The 18,139-nt window shown below is 68.2% G+C and carries 17 protein-coding genes; 14 read left to right on the top strand and 3 right to left on the bottom strand.

From position 1 onward, the window contains the following. Nucleotides 1-12: 12 nt before the first annotated feature. The 3 genes from MEU52_RS09565 to MEU52_RS09555 are packed head-to-tail and all read right to left on the bottom strand — an operon-like array spanning nucleotide 13 to nucleotide 4,567. On the bottom strand, nucleotides 13-879 hold the full coding sequence (locus MEU52_RS09565; RefSeq protein WP_238121055.1) for a TetR/AcrR family transcriptional regulator: 867 nt from the start codon (nucleotides 877-879) through the stop codon (nucleotides 13-15). Beyond that, nucleotides 876-3,665 (bottom strand): molybdopterin-dependent oxidoreductase, encoded by a 2,790-nt coding sequence (locus tag MEU52_RS09560; protein ID WP_238121054.1) that lies wholly within the window; start codon nucleotides 3,663-3,665, stop codon nucleotides 876-878. Before MEU52_RS09560 ends, MEU52_RS09565 begins: the two co-directional genes overlap by 4 nt. Then, nucleotides 3,662-4,567: an FAD binding domain-containing protein gene (locus tag MEU52_RS09555; RefSeq protein WP_238121053.1), complete on the bottom strand. Its 906-nt coding sequence runs from the start codon at nucleotides 4,565-4,567 to the stop codon at nucleotides 3,662-3,664. The genes MEU52_RS09560 and MEU52_RS09555 overlap by 4 nt, the downstream gene beginning before the upstream one ends. A gap of 141 nt (nucleotides 4,568-4,708) precedes the next feature. On the opposite strand from MEU52_RS09555, the gene MEU52_RS09550 reads away from it, so the two are divergent. From MEU52_RS09550 to MEU52_RS09485, 14 genes are all read left to right on the top strand, one after another. Then, nucleotides 4,709-5,455 (top strand): maleate cis-trans isomerase family protein, encoded by a 747-nt coding sequence (locus tag MEU52_RS09550; RefSeq protein ID WP_238121052.1) that lies wholly within the window; start codon nucleotides 4,709-4,711, stop codon nucleotides 5,453-5,455. 282 nt (nucleotides 5,456-5,737) lie between these two features. Further along, nucleotides 5,738-6,205, top strand: coding sequence for a RidA family protein (locus tag MEU52_RS09545; RefSeq protein ID WP_238121051.1), 468 nt, complete (start codon nucleotides 5,738-5,740; stop codon nucleotides 6,203-6,205). Between the two features lie 127 nt (nucleotides 6,206-6,332). Next, on the top strand, nucleotides 6,333-7,451 hold the full coding sequence (locus MEU52_RS09540) for an ABC transporter substrate-binding protein (protein WP_238121050.1): 1,119 nt from the start codon (nucleotides 6,333-6,335) through the stop codon (nucleotides 7,449-7,451). Next, the gene (locus MEU52_RS09535; protein WP_238121049.1) at nucleotides 7,448-8,239 is read left to right on the top strand and encodes an ABC transporter ATP-binding protein; all 792 of its coding nucleotides are present in this window, start codon (nucleotides 7,448-7,450) and stop codon (nucleotides 8,237-8,239) included. The genes MEU52_RS09540 and MEU52_RS09535 overlap by 4 nt, the downstream gene beginning before the upstream one ends. Before the next feature lie 37 nt (nucleotides 8,240-8,276). After that, nucleotides 8,277-9,101: an ABC transporter permease gene (locus tag MEU52_RS09530; RefSeq protein WP_238121048.1), complete on the top strand. Its 825-nt coding sequence runs from the start codon at nucleotides 8,277-8,279 to the stop codon at nucleotides 9,099-9,101. Nucleotides 9,102-9,105: 4 nt separating this feature from the next. After that, entirely contained in the window at nucleotides 9,106-9,825 is a 720-nt protein-coding gene (locus MEU52_RS09525; protein ID WP_238121047.1) for a cysteine hydrolase, read from the top strand. Nucleotides 9,826-9,832: 7 nt separating this feature from the next. After that, the gene (locus MEU52_RS09520; protein ID WP_238121046.1) at nucleotides 9,833-10,618 is read left to right on the top strand and encodes an alpha/beta fold hydrolase; all 786 of its coding nucleotides are present in this window, start codon (nucleotides 9,833-9,835) and stop codon (nucleotides 10,616-10,618) included. Between the two features lie 786 nt (nucleotides 10,619-11,404). Then, a complete protein-coding gene (locus tag MEU52_RS09515; protein ID WP_238121045.1) occupies nucleotides 11,405-12,622 on the top strand; it encodes an ABC transporter substrate-binding protein in 1,218 nt (405 codons plus the stop codon). Between the two features lie 96 nt (nucleotides 12,623-12,718). After that, entirely contained in the window at nucleotides 12,719-13,570 is an 852-nt protein-coding gene (locus MEU52_RS09510) for a branched-chain amino acid ABC transporter permease (RefSeq protein WP_238121044.1), read from the top strand. Between the two features lie 3 nt (nucleotides 13,571-13,573). Beyond that, entirely contained in the window at nucleotides 13,574-14,581 is a 1,008-nt protein-coding gene (locus MEU52_RS09505; RefSeq protein WP_238121043.1) for a branched-chain amino acid ABC transporter permease, read from the top strand. Continuing rightward, nucleotides 14,578-15,333 (top strand): ABC transporter ATP-binding protein, encoded by a 756-nt coding sequence (locus MEU52_RS09500; RefSeq protein WP_238121042.1) that lies wholly within the window; start codon nucleotides 14,578-14,580, stop codon nucleotides 15,331-15,333. The genes MEU52_RS09505 and MEU52_RS09500 overlap by 4 nt, the downstream gene beginning before the upstream one ends. Continuing rightward, nucleotides 15,326-16,030 (top strand): ABC transporter ATP-binding protein, encoded by a 705-nt coding sequence (locus tag MEU52_RS09495; protein ID WP_238121041.1) that lies wholly within the window; start codon nucleotides 15,326-15,328, stop codon nucleotides 16,028-16,030. The genes MEU52_RS09500 and MEU52_RS09495 overlap by 8 nt, the downstream gene beginning before the upstream one ends. A 38-nt stretch (nucleotides 16,031-16,068) precedes the next feature. Then, complete coding sequence (locus tag MEU52_RS09490) at nucleotides 16,069-16,995, top strand: carbon-nitrogen hydrolase family protein (RefSeq protein ID WP_238121040.1); 927 nt, start codon at nucleotides 16,069-16,071, stop codon at nucleotides 16,993-16,995. Between the two features lie 162 nt (nucleotides 16,996-17,157). Then, a complete protein-coding gene (locus tag MEU52_RS09485; RefSeq protein ID WP_238121039.1) occupies nucleotides 17,158-18,030 on the top strand; it encodes a TrmB family transcriptional regulator in 873 nt (290 codons plus the stop codon). Nucleotides 18,031-18,139: the final 109 nt, after the last annotated feature.

Here is an 18,139-nt window from a genome sequence, read left to right as displayed (position 1 = left end):
CGTCGTCTGGGATCAGGGTATCTGGGCAGCCTCGGGATGGTGCAGCAGATAGGCCAGCACCATCTCGCGGGCATGAGCCCGCCGCTCCGCCCGCCAGCGGGCGCTGGTGAGATTGGCGCTGAACAGGTGGGACAAAGTGGGGGCGTTGGAGATGTGGAAATAGCTCAGCGCCACCATGGTCACATAGAGCTGCAGCGGATCAATGCTGGCGCGGAACACCCCCTCGGCGACGCCACGCGCCAGCACCTCGCGCATGGCGACCATGAGCGGCGAAGAAAGGATGGAGACCCGCTTCGATTTCTTCAGATGCTTGCCGCCCAGCAGATTCTCGCTGGCGAGGATGCGGATGAACAGCGGGTTGGCGGCAAAATGGGCAAAGGTGAAGTCGAACAGCTTCATCATCGCCGGCAGCGGAGCAAGATCACTCAGATTGAGTCGCTGCTCCTGGGTGCGGATGTCACCGAACACCGTTTCCAGCACCGCCAGATAGAGCGCATTCTTGCTGCCGAAATAATGATACAGCATGCGCATGTTGGCATCAGCCCGGCGGGCGATGGCATCCATGCGCGCGCCGTTGAAGCCGTTGTCGGCAAACTCGGCGATGGCCGCCTGGAGGATCCGATCGGCGGTGGCCGCCGCATCGCGCGGCCGCCGGCGACGGGCACCGGCGGCCGAAGCCGGCGCCGTGTCGTCTTCCGGCAAAACCTCGGGCAGCGGATCGACCGCCTTGCGACCGCGACGCACCGGCTTCACCGGTGCTTCGAGCGCCACCTGCAGCGGCAGTTCCGCGGTCTCCGCGACCGGCTGCGCCGATGCCACCTTGGCGGGCGCGAGCTTGCGGCGCGTGCGGGGCGCCTTGGCGAGGGCGGGCGCGCTCATACGGCCACCGGCCCGCTGCCGGCTTCATCCAGCGCCTTCGCGTCGAGCGCCGCCAGCACCTTGTCCGGGGTGAAGGGCAATGCGGTGAGGCGCACGCCCACCGCATCCTCGATGGCATTGGCGATGGCGCTGGAGACGCCGAGGATGCCCGCCTCGCCCACCCCCTTGGCGCCGAACGGGCCCCGGCCCATGCCCTGCTCGAAAATCACGCTCTCGAAGCGCTCCGGCAGATCGGTGGACAACGGCATGCGATAGCGCTGGGGCGTGTCGGTGAGCAATTCGGTGCCGTCGAACACCAATTGTTCGAACAGCGTCTGCCCCACCGCCTGCATGGATGCCCCCTCGATCTGGCCACGCACCGCCTCCGGCACCAGCGCCCGCCCCGCATCGGCGGCGCTCACCAGATGGAGCAGGGCGACCTTGCCCGTCTCCATATCCACCTCCACCTCGACCCCGACCCAATTGGGCATCCAATACACGATCTGGGCGAACAATGCCGCTTCCTTGCAGGTTTCGATCTTGATCTCCCCCTGCCCGGTGAACTCGGCGCCGAGGCCGCCATAATAGCCGCGCACCAGATCCTTCAGCGGCACGCTCTCATTGCCGTGGCGCACCGCGCCATCCCGGTAGTCGAGGGCGTCGGCCGGCACATCGAGCTGCCCGGCGGCAAAGGCGAGGATGCGCCCGCGCACCGCTTCCGCCGCCCGCCGCACCGCCTCGCCGGTGACCGCCGTGGCCGACGACGCGTGCGTGCCCTGGTCGAAGGCGGTCTGGTCGGTATCCACCTCGGCACGGGAGACGTTGGCGGGGCTCATCTTGAGCACCTCGGCGACGATCCGCCGGAAGGCCTCGCTCGCCCCCTGCCCCATGTCCACGGTGGCGCAGCTGATGATGGCCCGGCCATCGCCCACCACCTTCACCTGCGCCTGCGCGAAGCGACCCTGGCCGCCGGCATCCTTGAAGCCGATGGCGATGCCCTTGCCGCGGGCGAGATGCGGCGCGCGCGGCGGCTCCCGCCGGCCCCAGCCGATGCGCGCCGCCACCGCCTCCAGCCCCGCATGCAGGTCGCTGTCGATGGCGCTGTCTCCCGGGCGGTAGGGCACCCCCGGCGGCAGCAGGTTGCGCAGGCGCAGGGCCACCGGATCAAGCCCCAGGCGGCGGGCGATCATGTCCAATTGGCTTTCGGAGGCGAACGCCGCCTGGGTGCCGCCGAAGCCGCGATAGGAGCCGGCCGGCACGGTGTTGGTGCGCACCGCCAGCGCCCGATTGTCGAGGGCCTCCCAGAGATAGGGCCCGCCCACGCGGTAGCCCACCTTGTCCGCCACCAGAGCGCTGCCGTCCGCATAGGCGCCCGCATCGAGATGGATGAGGGAACGGCGGGCCAGCAGCCGCCCGTCGGCGGCCACCGCCGTCTGCAATTGCAGCCGCGCGGCGTGCTGGGAGAGGGTGAGGAAGCCCTCGTCCATGGTGAGGGCCAGCCGCACCGGCCGCCCGGCCTTGCGCGCCAGCAGCACGGTGAGCGGCTCCAGCTTGCAATAGCTCTTCAGCCCGAAGGCGGAGCCCAGATGCAGCGTGTGGATGCGGATGAGATGCTCGGGCAGGCCGAAGATGTCGCTGAGGTCCTGGCGCAGGAAGAAGGGATCCTGATTGGACGACCACAGCTCAAATCCCTCCCCCATGGGCCGGGCGATGGTGACGATGGATTCAAGGCAGGCGTGGCTCATGCGCGAGAAATCGAAACTGTCGCAGAACACATGGTCGGCGGTGGCGAACACCGCATCCACATCGCCCATGCGATGGCGGAACTCATAGAGCACGTTGGGTTCCGGCTCCTTGAGGCTGGTGACGCCCGCCCCATGGGGGCCGAGGCGGCCGGCGCTCGGCGCCTCGAACAGCAGCGGCGCGCCGGGCGCCAGGGCCTCCTCCACGGTGGCAACCGCCGGCAGCGGCTCATACTCCACCTCGATCAGCGCCAAAGCGGCAAGCGCGGTGGCCGCATCCCGCGCCGCCACCGCCGCCACCGGATCGCCCACATGGCGCACCTTGTCCTGGGCGATGACCGGCTGGTCCTTCACCCACAGGCCGTAGCAGGGTTCGGCGAGATCGGCGAGATCCGCCCCCGTCACCACCGCCACCACCCCCGGCAGGCGCGCGGCCGCCGCCGTGTGGATGGCGCGGATGCGGGCGTGAGCGTGGGGGCTGCGCAGGATCTTGGCTTCCAAAAGCCCCGGCACGGTGACATCGGTGGTGAAGAAGGCGGTGCCCGTCACCTTCGCCGCCTCTTCCGGCCGCCAGGACCGGGGCGGGGCCTCCTCCTCGCCGCTCCGCAAAGCGGCGGCGCGCAACACCGCATCCTCGATGGCGCGATAGCCGGTGCAGCGGCAGACATTGGCACCCATCCAGGCCCGCACCTCGGCCCGCTCGGGTGCGGGGTTGCGATCGAGCAGCGCCTCCGCCAGCAGCACCATGCCCGGTGTGCACATGCCGCATTGGAACGCCGCGCCCTCCACGAACGCCCGCTGCACGGCGCTGGGCGGCCCCTGGGCCGGGCGCAGGCCGGCGACGGTGGTGACGGCACGCCCCGCGACCGTGGCGGTGAGGGTGCTGCAGGAGGTGGCGGGCACCCCATCCACCAACACCATGCAGGCCCCGCAGGCTCCATGATCGCAGGCGACGCGCACGCCGCTGCACCCGCACGGGCCGGACAAAGCATCGGCAAGGATGGGGGCGGCGGCGGCATCCACGGCGATGGCCGCGCCATCGAGGGTGAAGGCGGTGTCAATCATCGGGCGGCCTCCTTCAGGAGCCGGGACAAAAGCTGCGGGGCAACGCGGCGGCGATACGCCGTCCGGCCCGCCCAGGGCGTGGTGAAATCCGGCAGATCGGCGAAAGCCTGCGCGGCAAGGTCGGGCGCCTGCGCCGCCATCTCCCCGAGGGTGCGGCCCGTTGCCGGCACCGCCCGCACCACCGGCCGCGCATGGCCGGCGCCAAGCACGGCGCGCGCCGCCAGCACCTGCCCGTCCGCCACATCGAGGCTGAGGGCCACCGCCAGTGCCGGCCGCAGGCTGCGGTCGTAGACCAGCCGGCGCACCCCGCTGGGCGCGGCCAGCGGCACCCGCAGGGCGGTGACCAGCACCGGCGCCGTCGCCTCCTCCTGTCGGTCCGCCAGCGCGAGGGTCTCGGAGCGGCCATTCGCCAGCACGGTCAATTGCGCGCCGAGGGCGGCGAGCAGCGCCGGGCCCTCATAGGCCGGCACATCGGCCATCACATTGCCCACCACCGCGCCCTGGGCGCGGATGCGGCTGGAAGCGATGCGGCCCCACACGGCGGCGAGATCCGGCAGCAGGGCCTGCACCAGGGGGCTGGTCGCCAGCTGGTCATGGCGGCAGGCGGCACCGATCACCAGATCGTCGCCCTCGTGGGTGATGGCGTCCGCCCCGGGAATGGCACCGAGCCACACCACCGCCGGCGGCGTCACGCCCTCCTTCATGCGGTTCACCACATCGAGCCCGCCGGCCATGGGCACGGCGCCGGGGTTCGCCCGCAGCAGGATGTCGGCGGCCTCGAAACTCTCCGCGCGCAGGAAGCGGAACGGCGCGATGCGGTGGCGGGTGCGATGGGCCACGAGGCGCGGCGCACCTTCTGGCGACACGGGCGGCGGCGCGGAAAACAGAGACGCTTGGGGCATGACATCCGACTTGAGAGGGGGGCTGCCGGAAACCGGCATCCAACTTGCTAAGTCCAGCGTGCTGCGAAGCACGCACCGCTTCCCTGCAAGGGCTTTGCCAGCCCCCCACGTCACCCTCGAACCGGACTTTCAGGAGCTCCCATGACCGACCGCCTCGGCTACCGGCTGAAGATGGGCATCATCATTCCCTCCACCAACACATCCGTGCAGCCCGAAACCGACGCCATGCGCCCCTTAGGTGTCACCAACCATGTGGGGCGCATCCATATTCCTGATCTTCCGCTCAGCAACGACACCGAGTTCGAGGCCATGGTGGAAGCCATTGGGCCAGACCTGTTCGGCGCCGTGGACCGGGTGATGACGGCCAAGCCGGGACACCTGCTCATGGGCATGTCCATTCCCACCTTCTGGGGCGGCAAGGCGGGGGGTGATGCCCTGCACGCGCGCCTGGAACAGCGCGCCGGCGTTGGCGTCACCATGGGTTCGGAGGCCTGCGTCGCCGGCCTCCAGCGCTTCCCGAAGGTGCGTCGCATCGGCATTCTCACGCCCTATCAGCCGGTGGGCGACGCCCATGTGGCACGCTATTTTGCCGATCACGGCTATGAGGTGGCGCTGGTGCACAGCCTGAAGCGGCCGAGCGAGGTGCAGATCGCCCACGCCACCGCCGACGACATCCGCGACGGCCTGAAAACCCTGGCCGCATCGGGGGTGGACGCCATCGTCCAGGCCGGCACCGACCTCGCCGTTACCGACATCGCCGACGAGGCGGAGCGCTGGCTCGGCCTGCCGGTCATCGCCATCAACGCAGCCACCTATTGGCTCGCTCTGCGACGGTGCGGAATTACCGATAAAATTCTCGGACGCGGCACCCTGCTGGCGGAACACTGAGCCCGCCAAAGGGATGCGCACAGCACTGCGCGTGCCCATCCCATAGACAAAATCCGCCAACCCCGCCCGCAGATGATGCATAACGGTGTTTAGGCACCATTTCTGAAATGGCGAGAGGAAACAGATCAAAGCCAGTGACACCTTCAATCTCGCGGTATTTCAAAGCACTAACACGGCCAAAAATATGCAGAACCAGATCCAAACCCGCCCATTAAGTAAGCAATATATGCGTACAACGCGCACCCAGAGCGGCCCCTGGCGACGGTGTTCGGGAGCGGGATCATGAGCGGCAGCGTCGCCTCCCGCCTGGCCGCGCTCGGCCTGGAACTGCCGCCGGTCCCGCCCCCGCGCGGGGCGTTCAAGCCTTATTCGCGGGCCGGCAGCCTCGTCTATCTCGCCGGCCAGATCTGCGAATGGAACGGCGAGGTCCGCTATGCCGGCCCGGTGGGCGCGGTGCATGACCTCGCGACCGCCCAGAAGGCCGCACAATTGTGTGCGCTCAACCTGTTGGCGTCTCTTTCCCTGGCTCTCGAGGGCGATCTCGACCGGGTGGTGGCGTGTCATCGCATGGGCGGCTTCGTGTTCGCGACGCCGGGCTATCCCGACGTGCCGCGGGTGGTGAACGGCGCCTCCGACCTCATGTACGCTTTATTTGGCGAGGCCGGGCGCCATGCCCGCACCGCCGTCGGCGTCTCCACGTTGCCGGCCGGCGCCAGCGTGGAGGTGGACGCCATCTTCGAGGTGGCCTGAGCCCCCCATTCCCCCGCGAACGCGCCCCTCTCCTGCTGGCACGAATCTGGCTAGGAGAGCGGCGCCTAAAGTAAGTGTTTTCTGCATAAACCCATAAATCGCTTCCAGAGATAGGGCCCACACAGCTATGCCGAACGACACGACACCGCCCCGCAATCCCTCCCGTCGCACCCTGCTGAAGGCGGGCTCCGCCCTCGCCCTGGGTGCCGCGGCGGGCTTTCGCTTTCCCACCCCGGCGCTGGCCCAGACCCGCGCGCTCAAGCTCACCCTGCCCTGGCTCGCCAACGGCTCCACGCTCTTCACCTATGTGGCCAAGCATCAGGGCTTCTTCCGCCAGCGCGGGCTTGATGTCTCCATCTCCCGCGGCTTCGGCTCGGTGGCGGCCGCCCAGGCGGTGGGCGCCGGCGAATTCGATTTCGGCTTCGTATTCGCCGGCGGCGTGATCCTGGGGGCCGCCCGCGGCCTGCCGTTGGTGGCCATGGGCACGCTCGGCTACGACGCCACCATGGGCATCGCCCTCAAGGCCGACAGCCCCATCAAGACCCCCAAGGACTTGGCCGGCAAGAAGATCGGCATCGTGCCCACCTCCGCCGAGGCGCCCTATTGGCCCGCCTTCGCCCGCAAGGCCGGCATCGACACCTCGTCCATCACCATGGTGCAGATGGACAACCGGGTGCTGGAACAGAGCCTCATCAACAATCAGGTGGACGCCATCACCGCCATCGCCACTTCCTCGGTGCCGGTGATGATGGCGCTGAAGCAGCCCTGCCGCTTCATGCTCTGGAGCAAGGACGACGTTTCGCTCTATGCCGGCCAGGTGGTGACCCGCGCCGAGACCCTGGCCACGGACAAGGGCCTGTGCAAGGCGGTCACCGATGCCCTGGTGGAGGGCCTGGTGTTTGCCCTGAAGGACCCGGAAGCCGGCGTCGACATCTTCCTGAAGGAAGTGCCCGAGGTGGGCATCGCCAAGGGCGGCAAGGAGAACGCCACCATCTCCCAGGGCCTCATGCACTACACGGTGATCTCCCCCGAGGCCGAGCAGCACGCCATCGGCTACACCGACCTCACCAAGGCCGCCGGCATGGTGGACATGGTGATGGAGTTCGGCGCCCCGAAGGATGCCAAGCGGCCCGATCCCGCCACCCTGTTCACCAATGAGTTCGTGAGCGACGTGGGCAAGCTCACCCCCGCCCAATGGGCGACGGTGAAGAAGAACGTGGCCGAATACGCGGCGATCCTCGGATGATCACCGACGAAGCGCCGTTCCAGGCCATCACCGCGCGCGGCGTGCGCAAGGTCTATTCCACCCCCTCCGGGGCGGTGGAGGCGGTGGCCGAGGCCAGTTTCGAGATCGCCCGCGGCGATTTCGTCTCCATCCTCGGCCCCTCGGGCTGCGGCAAGAGCACACTCATGCTGATGGTGGCGGGCCTCGAGCCCGCCACCTCCGGCGCCCTCACCCTCGACGGCCTGCCGGTGGCCGGGCCGCAGATCTCCGCCGGCATGATGTTCCAGGATCCCACTTTGATGCCCTGGCGCAGCGTGCTCGACAACGTGCTGGTGCCGGTGAGCATGCGCCGCCCGGTGGAGGCGGACGACCTCGCCCGGGCCGAGCACCTGCTGCGCATGGTGGATCTCTGGCAGTTCCGCGACAAGCGGCCGCGCGAGCTCTCCGGTGGCATGCGCCAGCGGGTAGCACTCGCCCGCGCGCTGGTGACCGACCCGCGCATCCTGTTGATGGACGAGCCCTTTTCCGCCCTCGACGCCATCACCCGCGACGAGATGGGCTTGGCGCTCGCCCGCATCTGGGACACCACGCGCAAGACCGCCATCTTCATCACCCACTCCATCCGCGAGGCCATCTTCCTCTCGGACCGGATCTTGGTGATGGGCCGGCGCCCCTCCACCATCATCGAGGACATCCGGGTGCCCTTTCCGCGGCCGCGCACGCCGGCGGTGGAAGCCGAACCGGAGTTCAACGACCTCTATCTCCACCTCAAGGCCTCGATCCATCGCACCACACCGGCGATGCATTGAGCCGCCCGGAACGCTGACGCTCATGACGGCCACCCACATGACCACAGATAGCCACGACCCGCCCCGGGCCGGCAAGCCGCCGGAAGCCCTCTCGCGGGTGCTGGCGGGCGTTCGCGCCCATGCCCGCCCCATCGTTCTGCCCCTCGTCACCGCCGCCCTGGTGATCGCCGCCTGGGAAGCCCTGGTGCGGGTGCGCAACATTCCAGACGTGCTGCTGCCGGCCCCTTCGGCGGTGGCGGTGCGGCTATGGGAAACCCTGCCCTTCCTGCTGCAGCAGGCGGTGCCCACCACCCTGGAGACCATCGCCGGCTTTGCCATCTCCACCGTGCTCGGCATCGCGCTCGCGGTGCTGGTGAGCGCCTCGCGGCTGGCGCGGGAGGCGCTCTACCCCAACATCGTCTTCTTCCAGCTCATCCCCAAGATCGCTTTGGCGCCCTTGTTCATCGTCTGGCTCGGCATCGGCAGCTCGTCGCGCATCACCTTCTCGGTGTTCATCTCCTTCTTCCCGGTGGTGGTGGCGACCCTGACCGGCCTCACCAGCGTCGACCGCGACCTGCTCCGGCTCTGCAAGGCGGTGGGGGCACGGCCGTGGAAGGTCTATACTGAGGTGCGTTTCCCCGCCGCGGTGCCGCACATCTTCTCCGGGCTGAAAATCGCCATCACCTTTGCGATGATCGGCGTCATCGTGGGCGAGTTCATCACCGCCCAAGCCGGCCTCGGCTACATGATCCTGTTTGCCGCCTCCCAGGCGGAGATGGCTCTCATCTTCGCCGCCATCGTGCTTCTGTGCGTCATCGGCCTCGCCCTCTATGCCCTGGTGGTGCTGGCCGAGGCCCTCGCCCTGAAGCGTTACGGAGATTGATTGGATGACCCCCATTCCCACCGCCGCCGGCGCCGATCTCGTCATTCCCGCCCGGCCGGAGCCCATCGCCATCCACCCCGCCACCACGGCCTTGGTGGTGGTGGACATGCAGAACGCGTACCTTTCCAAGGGCGGCTATCTCGACCGGGTGGGCTTCGATGTCTCCACCAGCGCCCCGGTGATCGCCGCAGCCGCCCGGGTGCTGGAGGCCGCGCGCGCCGCCGGCCTGTTCATCGCCCACCTGCAGAACGGCTTCTCGCCGGAGCAGACCGAGGCCGGCGGGCCGACCGCGCCGGTGTGGTACAAGTCCAACGCCCTCAAATACATGCGCGCCCATCCGCAGGAGCGGGGCAAGCTCATCACCCATGGCACCTGGGATCATGAGATCGTCGCCGAGCTCACCCCCAGGCCGGGGGAAGCGGTGGTGCCGAAGGCGCGCTACAGCGGCTTTGCCGGCACCCATCTGGAGCAATTGCTGCGGGCCCGTGGCATCACCACTTTGTTGCTGGTGGGGGTGAACACCAACGTGTGCGTGGAATCCACGTTGCGCGATGCCTACCACCGCGAATTCTTCGCCCTGATGGTGCCCGACGCCACCCTGCAGGCCGGCCCCGCCCACATCTATGAGGCAAGCGTGTTCAACGTGGAGAACTTCCTCGGCTGGACGGCACCGGCGGATGCGGTGGCCACCGCCCTTTCGGGCGCGGCCCGGCAGGCGGCGTGAGGGCGGAATGGACACCCTCCCACGCCCCGACGGCACCCTCGTCTATGAGGTGGCGGGCGCCGGCCCGCCGCTGCTGCTGGTCACCGGCCTTGGCGGCTCGCGCCATTATTGGGCCAGCGTCCGCGATCGGCTCACGCCCCACTTCACCGTCGTCACCCACGACCATATGGGCACCGGCGACACGGTGAGCCGCCGCAGCTCCCACACGGTGGAGGCGCTGGCGGCGGACGTGGTGGCACTGATGGATCATCTCGCCATTCCCAAGGCCCATCTGGTGGGCCATTCCACCGGCGCCGCGGTGGGGCAGATCCTGGGTGCGGAGGCGCCGGAGCGGCTCGACGGGCTGGTGCTCTACGCCGGCTGGGCGGGCCCCGACCCCTATTTCGACCAGTGCTTCAAGGTGCGCAAGGAGCTGCTGCTGGGCGCAGGCACCGCCGCCTATCACCGGGCGACGCCGCTGTTCCTCTACCCGCCCGACTGGATCGCCGCCGACGCCGCCCGGCTGGAGGCGCTGGTGGGGGGCATGATCGCATCGAGCCCACCTTCCGAAACCATGGCGGGGCGGGTGGACATGCTGCTGAACTTCGATCGCCGCGCCTGGTTACCCAAGGTGCGCGCGCGCACCCTGGTGCTGTGCGCCAGCGACGACACGCTGACCCCGCCCCACCTCTCCCGGGAAATGGCCCAAGCCATCCCCGGCGCCGAGCTGGCGCTGGTGCCCTGGGGCGGCCACGCCCTCTCGCAGACGGCGCCCGATGTCTTCCTGAGCCATGTGATGGCCGCGCTCACCTGAGCATCCGCCGGCCGGTCCCGCCCCATGATGGGCCAGGCCCGACCGGCGGAGAGCCCTTCGCGCCCGCTTCACCGCGCACCCCGGCAGCGCTCTCACCGCCCCCACCGGTTCATGGCGATGACGGGACGGAGAGCCGAGGCCCGCGCCCTGCGTCTCCCAGCCGGCGCCGCCCACAAGACCCGCCATCTGAATGATCGCGCGCCGCGCCGGAAGCCTCCGGCCGCGCGCCCCGACGCGCGCGTCCTGAGACCCACGCCAACAGGCGGCGCCGCCCGCTCCACCGCCTTCCCTCACCAGCGGCAGAACCAGGCCCGCCCCCTGCAGAGGCCAACCGGACCCAGGGGCTGCGCGTTCTGCGCCGCACCTCCGGCGCACGCCAGAAGCATGGCGCGGCAGGACAATCGTCCATATTTTCCGACATTTCCGGCGCCTGTCTCCCCATTCTCTCTGTCCATATCCCTATCATCATCGAAACCTGGCCCTATCAATGCCGTCGGCAACGTCCGACGTATCAGCCTCATGCAACCAAAGGAGCGGCGACACACAGAGACTCAACCAGAAAAATATATGTCGAATATTTCCGACACTTCATAACCGGCCATTCATGGACCCGTTATGCCGTAAAATTATGCGTATAAATTTATTATTTTTCAAATAGTTAGCTACTTTCAATGCAAGCCGACGCGCCTCTGCACAAAATATCGCTCACGGCATATGTTGACGGAATATCGTGACACGCCGTAGCGTTCGGCGATCCAGTGGGATAATGAGCGGAAAGGCGGAAAGATGACTGTGGCAACCCTCGGCCGGCGCGGCGCTGTGGCGGCGCTTCTGGGAGCGGGCCTTCTCGCGGCCGGCGCGCCGCTGGCGGCGCGGGCGGCGGATGATGTGGTGATCGGCGTCATCCAGCCCCTGAGCGGGCCGAACGCCCAGTTCGGCATCGGCTCCCTGCGCGGCATCGAGCTCGCCGCCGACACCATCAATGCCGCCGGCGGCATCAAGGCGCTGGGCGGCGCCAAGATCAAGCTGGTGACAGCCGACGTGCCGACCCCCAACACCGCCGCCGCCGCCACCCAGCGGCTGATTTCGCAGAACGGCGTGAGCGCGGTGATCGGCGCCTTCGTTTCCTCCACCACCCTCGCCGCCTCGGAAGTGACCGAGCGCGCCGGCATTCCGCTGGTGACCTTCGCCTTCGCCGACCAGATCACCGGGCGCGGCTACAAATACGTGTTCCAGGTCTCCCCCAAGGGCACGGTGTTCGGCGCGGCGCAGTTCAACTACGCCACCGAGATCGCTAAGGCCGCCGGCGAGAAGATCGACAAGATCGCCATCCTTTATGAAGACACCGCCTATGGCACCGCCCAGGCCAAGGGCCTGCGCGACGCGGCCAAGGCGGCCGGCGTCGAGGTGGTGATGGACGAGGCCTATCCCCTCGGCATCACCGACGTGTCCCCGCTGGTGAACAAGCTGAAGGCCTCCGGCGCGCAGATGGCGTTCCCGGTCTCCTACCTCAATGACGGCCTGCAGATCATCCGCGCCCTGCGCCAGCAAAATATCGACATTCCGGTGGTGGGCGGCGCCGCCGGCTACATCATTCCCGATTTCAAGAAGGGCCTCGGCGACTATGCCGAAGGCGTGCTCTCGGTGGCCGCCGCTTCCGGCGACCTGATCCCCGAGGTGGCCGCCGAATACAAGAAGAAGTACGGCACCTTCATCACCCATGAGGCGCTGATCCACGCCGCCGCCCTGGACGCGGTGGTACAGGCCATGGAGAAGGCGAAGTCCGCCGACCCCGAGAAGGTGCGCGCCGAGCTCGCCTCCCTCGACTATTGCAAGGGCTTCGCCCAGGGCGTGCCGGGCGGCTGCATCAAGTTCGACGCCAACGGGCTCAATGCATCGTCGTTCCCGGTGTTCGTGCAGTGGCGCGGCGACGAGCCGGTCACCGTCTACCCGCCCAAGGCCGCCAAGCAGAAGCCCATCTGGCGCGGCAAGACCGTCGAGTGAGCGGGCGGATCTGATCCCCCCATCGAAACGCCCGACCCTTCCCGCCGTGCGGGAAGGGTTCCTTCTCCAAGACCGGATCACGGAACGGATCAAGGCATGATTCAGGCTCTCGTCGACGGCATCCTGCTCGGCGGCGTCTATGGTGTGATCTCCACCGGACTGTCGCTGGTGTTCGGCGTGCTCGGAGTGGTCAACTTCGCCCACGCGGAATTCCTCATGCTGGGCATGTATGTGGCGTGGTTCGCCTGGCGCATGCTGGGGCTCGATCCGCTGCTGGGCTCGGTGCTCTCCTTCATCATCGTGTTCGCCGTGGGCTACGGCGTGCAGCGCCTGCTCATCCAGCGGGTGTTGAAAGCGCCGCCGGCCGCCCAGGTGTTTCTCACCGTGGGGCTCATGATCGTCATCGAGAATGCCGCCCTCATCGCCTTCGGCTCTGATTTCCGCTCGGTGAGCGTGCCCTATCAGGTGGAAGGCTATCGCCTCGGCGACATCTTCATCAGCGCGCCCTATCTCTATGCCTTCATCGCCGCCGTGGTGCTCTCCCTCGCTTTGTGGCTGTTCCTGGAGCGCAGCTGGAGCGGGCGGGCCATCCGCGCCGTGGCGCAGGACCCCATGGCCTCGACCCTGGTGGGGGTGGACACCAAGCGCACCTATGGCTTCGCCTTCGGCCTCGGCGTCGGCCTCACCGCCTTCGGCGGCGCCGTCATCCTGCCCTACATCACGGTGAGCCCCACGGTGGGCGGCCAGTTCGTGGTGCTGATGTTCACGGTGGTGGTGCTGGGCGGGCTCGGCAGCGTCACCGGCGCCCTGGTGGGCGGCCTGGTGGTGGGCATCGTCCAGTCGCTGTCGGCGCTGTTCTTCCCCATCCAGCTGCAGAACTTGTTCCTGTTCGTCATCTTCATCGCCGTGCTCGCCCTGCGCCCGCAGGGCCTCATCAAGGGGGCCTGAACGTTGCGCTTCGCACTCAAGCCGGGGCACGTGGTGCTGCTCCTCTTCTTCATCGCCGCGGCGCTCCTGCCGCTGTTCGTGGATCCGCGCGGGCATCTGCTGCGGGTGGCGGCCATGGCCCTGCTGTTCGCCGCCATGGCCCAGTCGTGGAACATCATCGGCGGCCTCGCCAACCAGATCTCGCTGGGCCACGCCGCCTTCTTCGGCCTCGGCGCCTACACCTCCACCTTGCTGTTCCTGCGGCTCGGCATCTCGCCGTGGATCGGCATGCTGGCCGGGGCGGTGGTGGCCGGCTTGGCTGCGGCGCTGCTGTCGGTGCCCACCTTCCGCCTGAAGGGCCATTATTTCGCACTGGCCACGCTCGCCTTCGCCGAGGTGCTGCGGGTGATCGCCAACAGCTGGGCGGATCTGTCCGGCGGCCCGGTGGGGCTCACCGTGCCCTTCCTCGGCACCCAGCCGCTCAGCTTCGCCTTCCGCGCGGTGTCGTCTTATTACTGGATCATCCTCGCCTTGCTGGTGATCGTGTGCGTGGTGTTCTACGTGCTCGCCCACGGCGCCATGGGCTATCGCCTGCGGGCGGTGCGGGAGAATGAGGCGGCGGCGGAAGTGGCCGGCGTCAATACCTTCCGGGTAAAGCTGGTGGCGAGCGTGATCTCGGCGGCGCTCACCGCCATGTGCGGCACGGTGTTCGCCCAGTTCACCTTCTTCTTCGATCCGGACTCCATCTTCTCCTTGTCCGGCATCTCGGTGCGCATGGCCATGATCGCCATCGTCGGCGGCCTCGGCACCCTGGGCGGCCCCATCATCGGCGCCCTGTTCCTGATCCCGCTGGAGGAAGTGGCCAACGCCTATCTGTCGTCGCGGGCGGCGGGCCTGTCGCAGCTGGTGTTCGGCCTCATCCTCATCGCCGCCATCCTGATCCAGCCGCGCGGCATCATGGCTTTCTTCCCCAAGACCAAAGGAAAAACGCAGCCCAAGGCGCAACCGGCCACCGAGGGAGCGCGCGGATGACCCCCACCAACTCCAAAGTGGTACTGGAAGCCGCCGACATCTGCGTCACCTTCGGCGGCCTGAAGGCGGTGGATGGCGTGTCCTTCAGCCTGCATCAGGGCGAGATCGCCGGCCTCATCGGCCCCAACGGCGCCGGCAAGACCACCCTGTTCAACGCGCTGGTGGGCTTGCAAAAACTCTCCGGTGGCGCGGTGCGCCTGGATGGCGAGACGGTGTCCGGCCTCAAGCCCCACCGTATCGCCACGAAGGGCATGACCAAGACCTTCCAGAACGCCGCTTTGTTCCCCGACATGAGCGTGCTGGAGAACGTCACCACCGCCGCCCTGCTGCGGCATGATTTGAAGGGTGCCCGGGCCAAGGCGGCGGCGGTGCTGGCGCAGCTCGACCTCAGCCCCATCGCCGATGCGGACGTGGCCGACCTCACCTTCCCCCAGAAGGCCATGGTGGAAATGGCCCGGGCGCTCGCCACCGAGCCCCGCGTGGTGCTGCTGGACGAGGTGATGGCGGCGCTGACCCCCAGCGAGATGGACGAGGTGATGGACGTGATCCGCGCGCTGAAAGGCGAGGGGCTGACCTTCCTGGTGGTGGAGCATCACATGCGGGCCATCATGGCCCTGTGCGACCGGCTCATCGCCGTGAATTTCGGCCGCCTCATCGCCGCCGGCACCCCGGCGGAGGTCGCCTCCCACCCCACCGTCATCGAGGCCTATCTGGGCCACGGCGCCGCCGGTCAGGAGGGCAGCCATGCTTGAGGTGCGTGATCTCAGCGTCTCCTATGGCGGCCCCAACGTGCTGGAGCATGTGGAGCTGGAGGTGAAGGCGGGCGAAACGGTGGCGGTGCTGGGCGCCAACACCGCCGGCAAAACGACGCTTCTGCGCACCATCTCCGGCCTCGTCGCCAAGGCGCGCGGCACCATCCTGTTCGAGGGGGCGCCCCTGCTCGGCCGGCCGGCCCACACCATCCCGGCCCTGGGCATCGGCCATGTGCCGGAAGGCCGGCACGTGTTCCCCCGCATGTCCACCATGGACAACCTGATGATGGGTGCCTACGGCGACCGCCGCGCCAGCGACCTGCAGGCCCGCATCGACCGGGTGCTGACCCTGTTCCCGCGCCTCGGCGAGCGGCGCACCCAGATGGCCGGCTCCATGTCCGGCGGCGAGCAGCAGATGGTGTCCATCGGCCGCGCGCTCATGGGCAATCCCAAGCTCTTGCTGCTCGACGAGCCGAGCCACGGCCTCGCACCCATCGTGGTGGACGAGCTGCATGCGGCCATCGGCGAGATCAACCGCCAGGGCGTGGCGGTGCTGCTGGTGGAGCAGAATGCGGTGCTGGCCCTCGATGTCGCCCATCGCGGCTACGTGCTGGAGGCCGGCCACGTGGTGCTGTCCGGCAGCGCGCAGAGCCTCAAGGCCGATCCGGCGGTGCGCCGCGCCTATCTCGGCGTGTAGCGCGAAAGCCGCCCGAAGCGTTTCCAAGGAGAAAATCGATGAAGATCACAGCCGGCGTCGCCCAGGTGGGTGCGGTGCCCTATGACGTGGAAGCGAGCCTTGCCAAGGCCGAAGCCTGGATCGCCAAGGCGGGCGCGGCGGGCTGCCAGATCGTGGTGTTTCCGGAGGCGTTCCTCTCCGGCTATCCCAAGGGCTCGGATTTCGACATTTCCATCGGCGTGCGCACCGCCCGCGGGCGCGACGAGTTCCGCCGCTATCTCGACGCCGCCATCTCCGTGCCCGGCCCGGAAACCGAGCGCCTGGGCGCCGCGGCGGCGGCGGCCGGCACCTATGTGGTGATCGGGGTTATGGAGCGCGAGCTCGGCACCCAATATTGCACCGCGCTCTATTTCGGCCCGGACGGCGCCCTGCTGGGCAAGCACAGAAAGCTGATGCCCACCGCCGGCGAGCGGCTCGCCTGGGGCTTCGGCGACGGCTCCACTTTGCCGGTCATCGACACGCCCATCGGCAAGATCGGCGCGGTGATCTGCTGGGAGAACTACATGCCCATGCTGCGCATGACCATGTATGCCAAGGGCGTCTCCCTCTATTGCGCCCCCACCGCCGATGATCGCGAGACCTGGCTGCCCACCATGCGCCATATCGCCATGGAAGGCCGCTGCTTCGTGCTCACCTCCTGCCAGGTGGTGCGCCGGGCCGACTTCCCGGAGGATTATCGCTGCACGGTGTCGGATGATCCGGACACCCTGCTGATGCACGGCGGCTCGGCCATCATCGATCCGCTGGGCCAGGTGCTGGCCGGGCCCCTGTTCGATGAGGAAGGGCTCATCACCGCCACCCTCGACCTCGACGACCTCGCCCGCGGCAAGTTCGATTTCGACGTGGCCGGCCATTATGCCCGCCCCGACGTGTTCACCCTGACGGTGAACGAAGCGCCGCAGGACGCCGTCCGCCTCAAGCCCTGACCGGGGCGGACCGGCTGCTGCCCCGCGCGGACCTCCTTTGCGCGGGGCAGCGGTACTTGTGTCGCCGGTACTTGTGTCGCCGGTACTTGCGTCGCCGGTACTTGCGTCAGCGCACCTCGCGGCCGATACATCGGCCGGTTCCTTCCCTTCAACCGGCACATCATGAGCATGGAAGAAAAGCTCGCGAAGATCGGCATCACCGGCAAGCTCCTGAAGCTCTACCTCGCAGCGGTGGAGCTGGGCGAAGCGCCGGTGCAGGAGGTGGCGGCCCGCGCCGGCCTGGCCCGCACCACCGCCTATGACGTGCTGGAGCGCCTGGAGCAGGAAGAACTGATCCGCGTCGAGGAACGCCAGGGCCGGCGCTATGTGATCGCCGAGGACCCTGTGGGCATGCTGCAACGGCTCGACCATCGCCGCCAGGTGATCGGCGATCTGATGCCGCAGCTGCGCTCCCTCTACAATCGCGCCAAGGGTAAGCCGCAGATCCGCTTCTATGAGGGCGAGGAGGGCGTCCACACGGTGCTGTGGGACACCCTGACCTGCCAGAGCAAGGTGCTGCGCGGCATCCTCTCCATGGGCGAACTGATCGAGACCCCCGGCCTCGCGGAGATGGACACCTACATCGCCGAGCGTGTGAAGCGGGGCATCACGCTGCGGGTGGTGCGCTCGCGCAGCAAGGACACCGAGCGCATCTGGCCCTGCACCCCGCAGGACCTGCGCGACCTGCGCTACGCCCCCGACACCATGGTGCTGGGCGTGACCCAATATGTGTATGACGACAAGGTCGCCATCATCTCCTCCAAGCGGGAGAACTACGGCCTCGTCATCGAGAGCGAGGATTTCGCCCGGCTGCAGACCGTGCTGTTCGAAACGCTCTGGTCCATGAGCGCCTCCACCCAGGCCCCGGCCGGCCCCGCAATGGCCGCCACCACGGAACAGCCCGCGCCGGCCGCAGCGGCAAAGGCCGGGCGGCGCGGCACCAAGACCGTGCGGGCAAAGACCGGGCGCGCAAAGGCCGCGCGAACCGCGCCGTGAACAGCGGGCACCCGACAAAACACCATTGCGCGCATTTTACGACACCACCTCCATTGCGGGTGCTTATTTTCGTTTTCGCGGAAGCTGTGGTTAGGTGCGCGCCACCGTG

It is taken from the genome of Xanthobacter sp. NM-25, assembly GCF_022138605.1.
Classification (GTDB): domain Bacteria; phylum Pseudomonadota; class Alphaproteobacteria; order Rhizobiales; family Xanthobacteraceae; genus Xanthobacter.
Note: the sequence above shows the minus strand (reverse complement) of the source record. Positions and strands in the feature narration are given on the sequence as shown.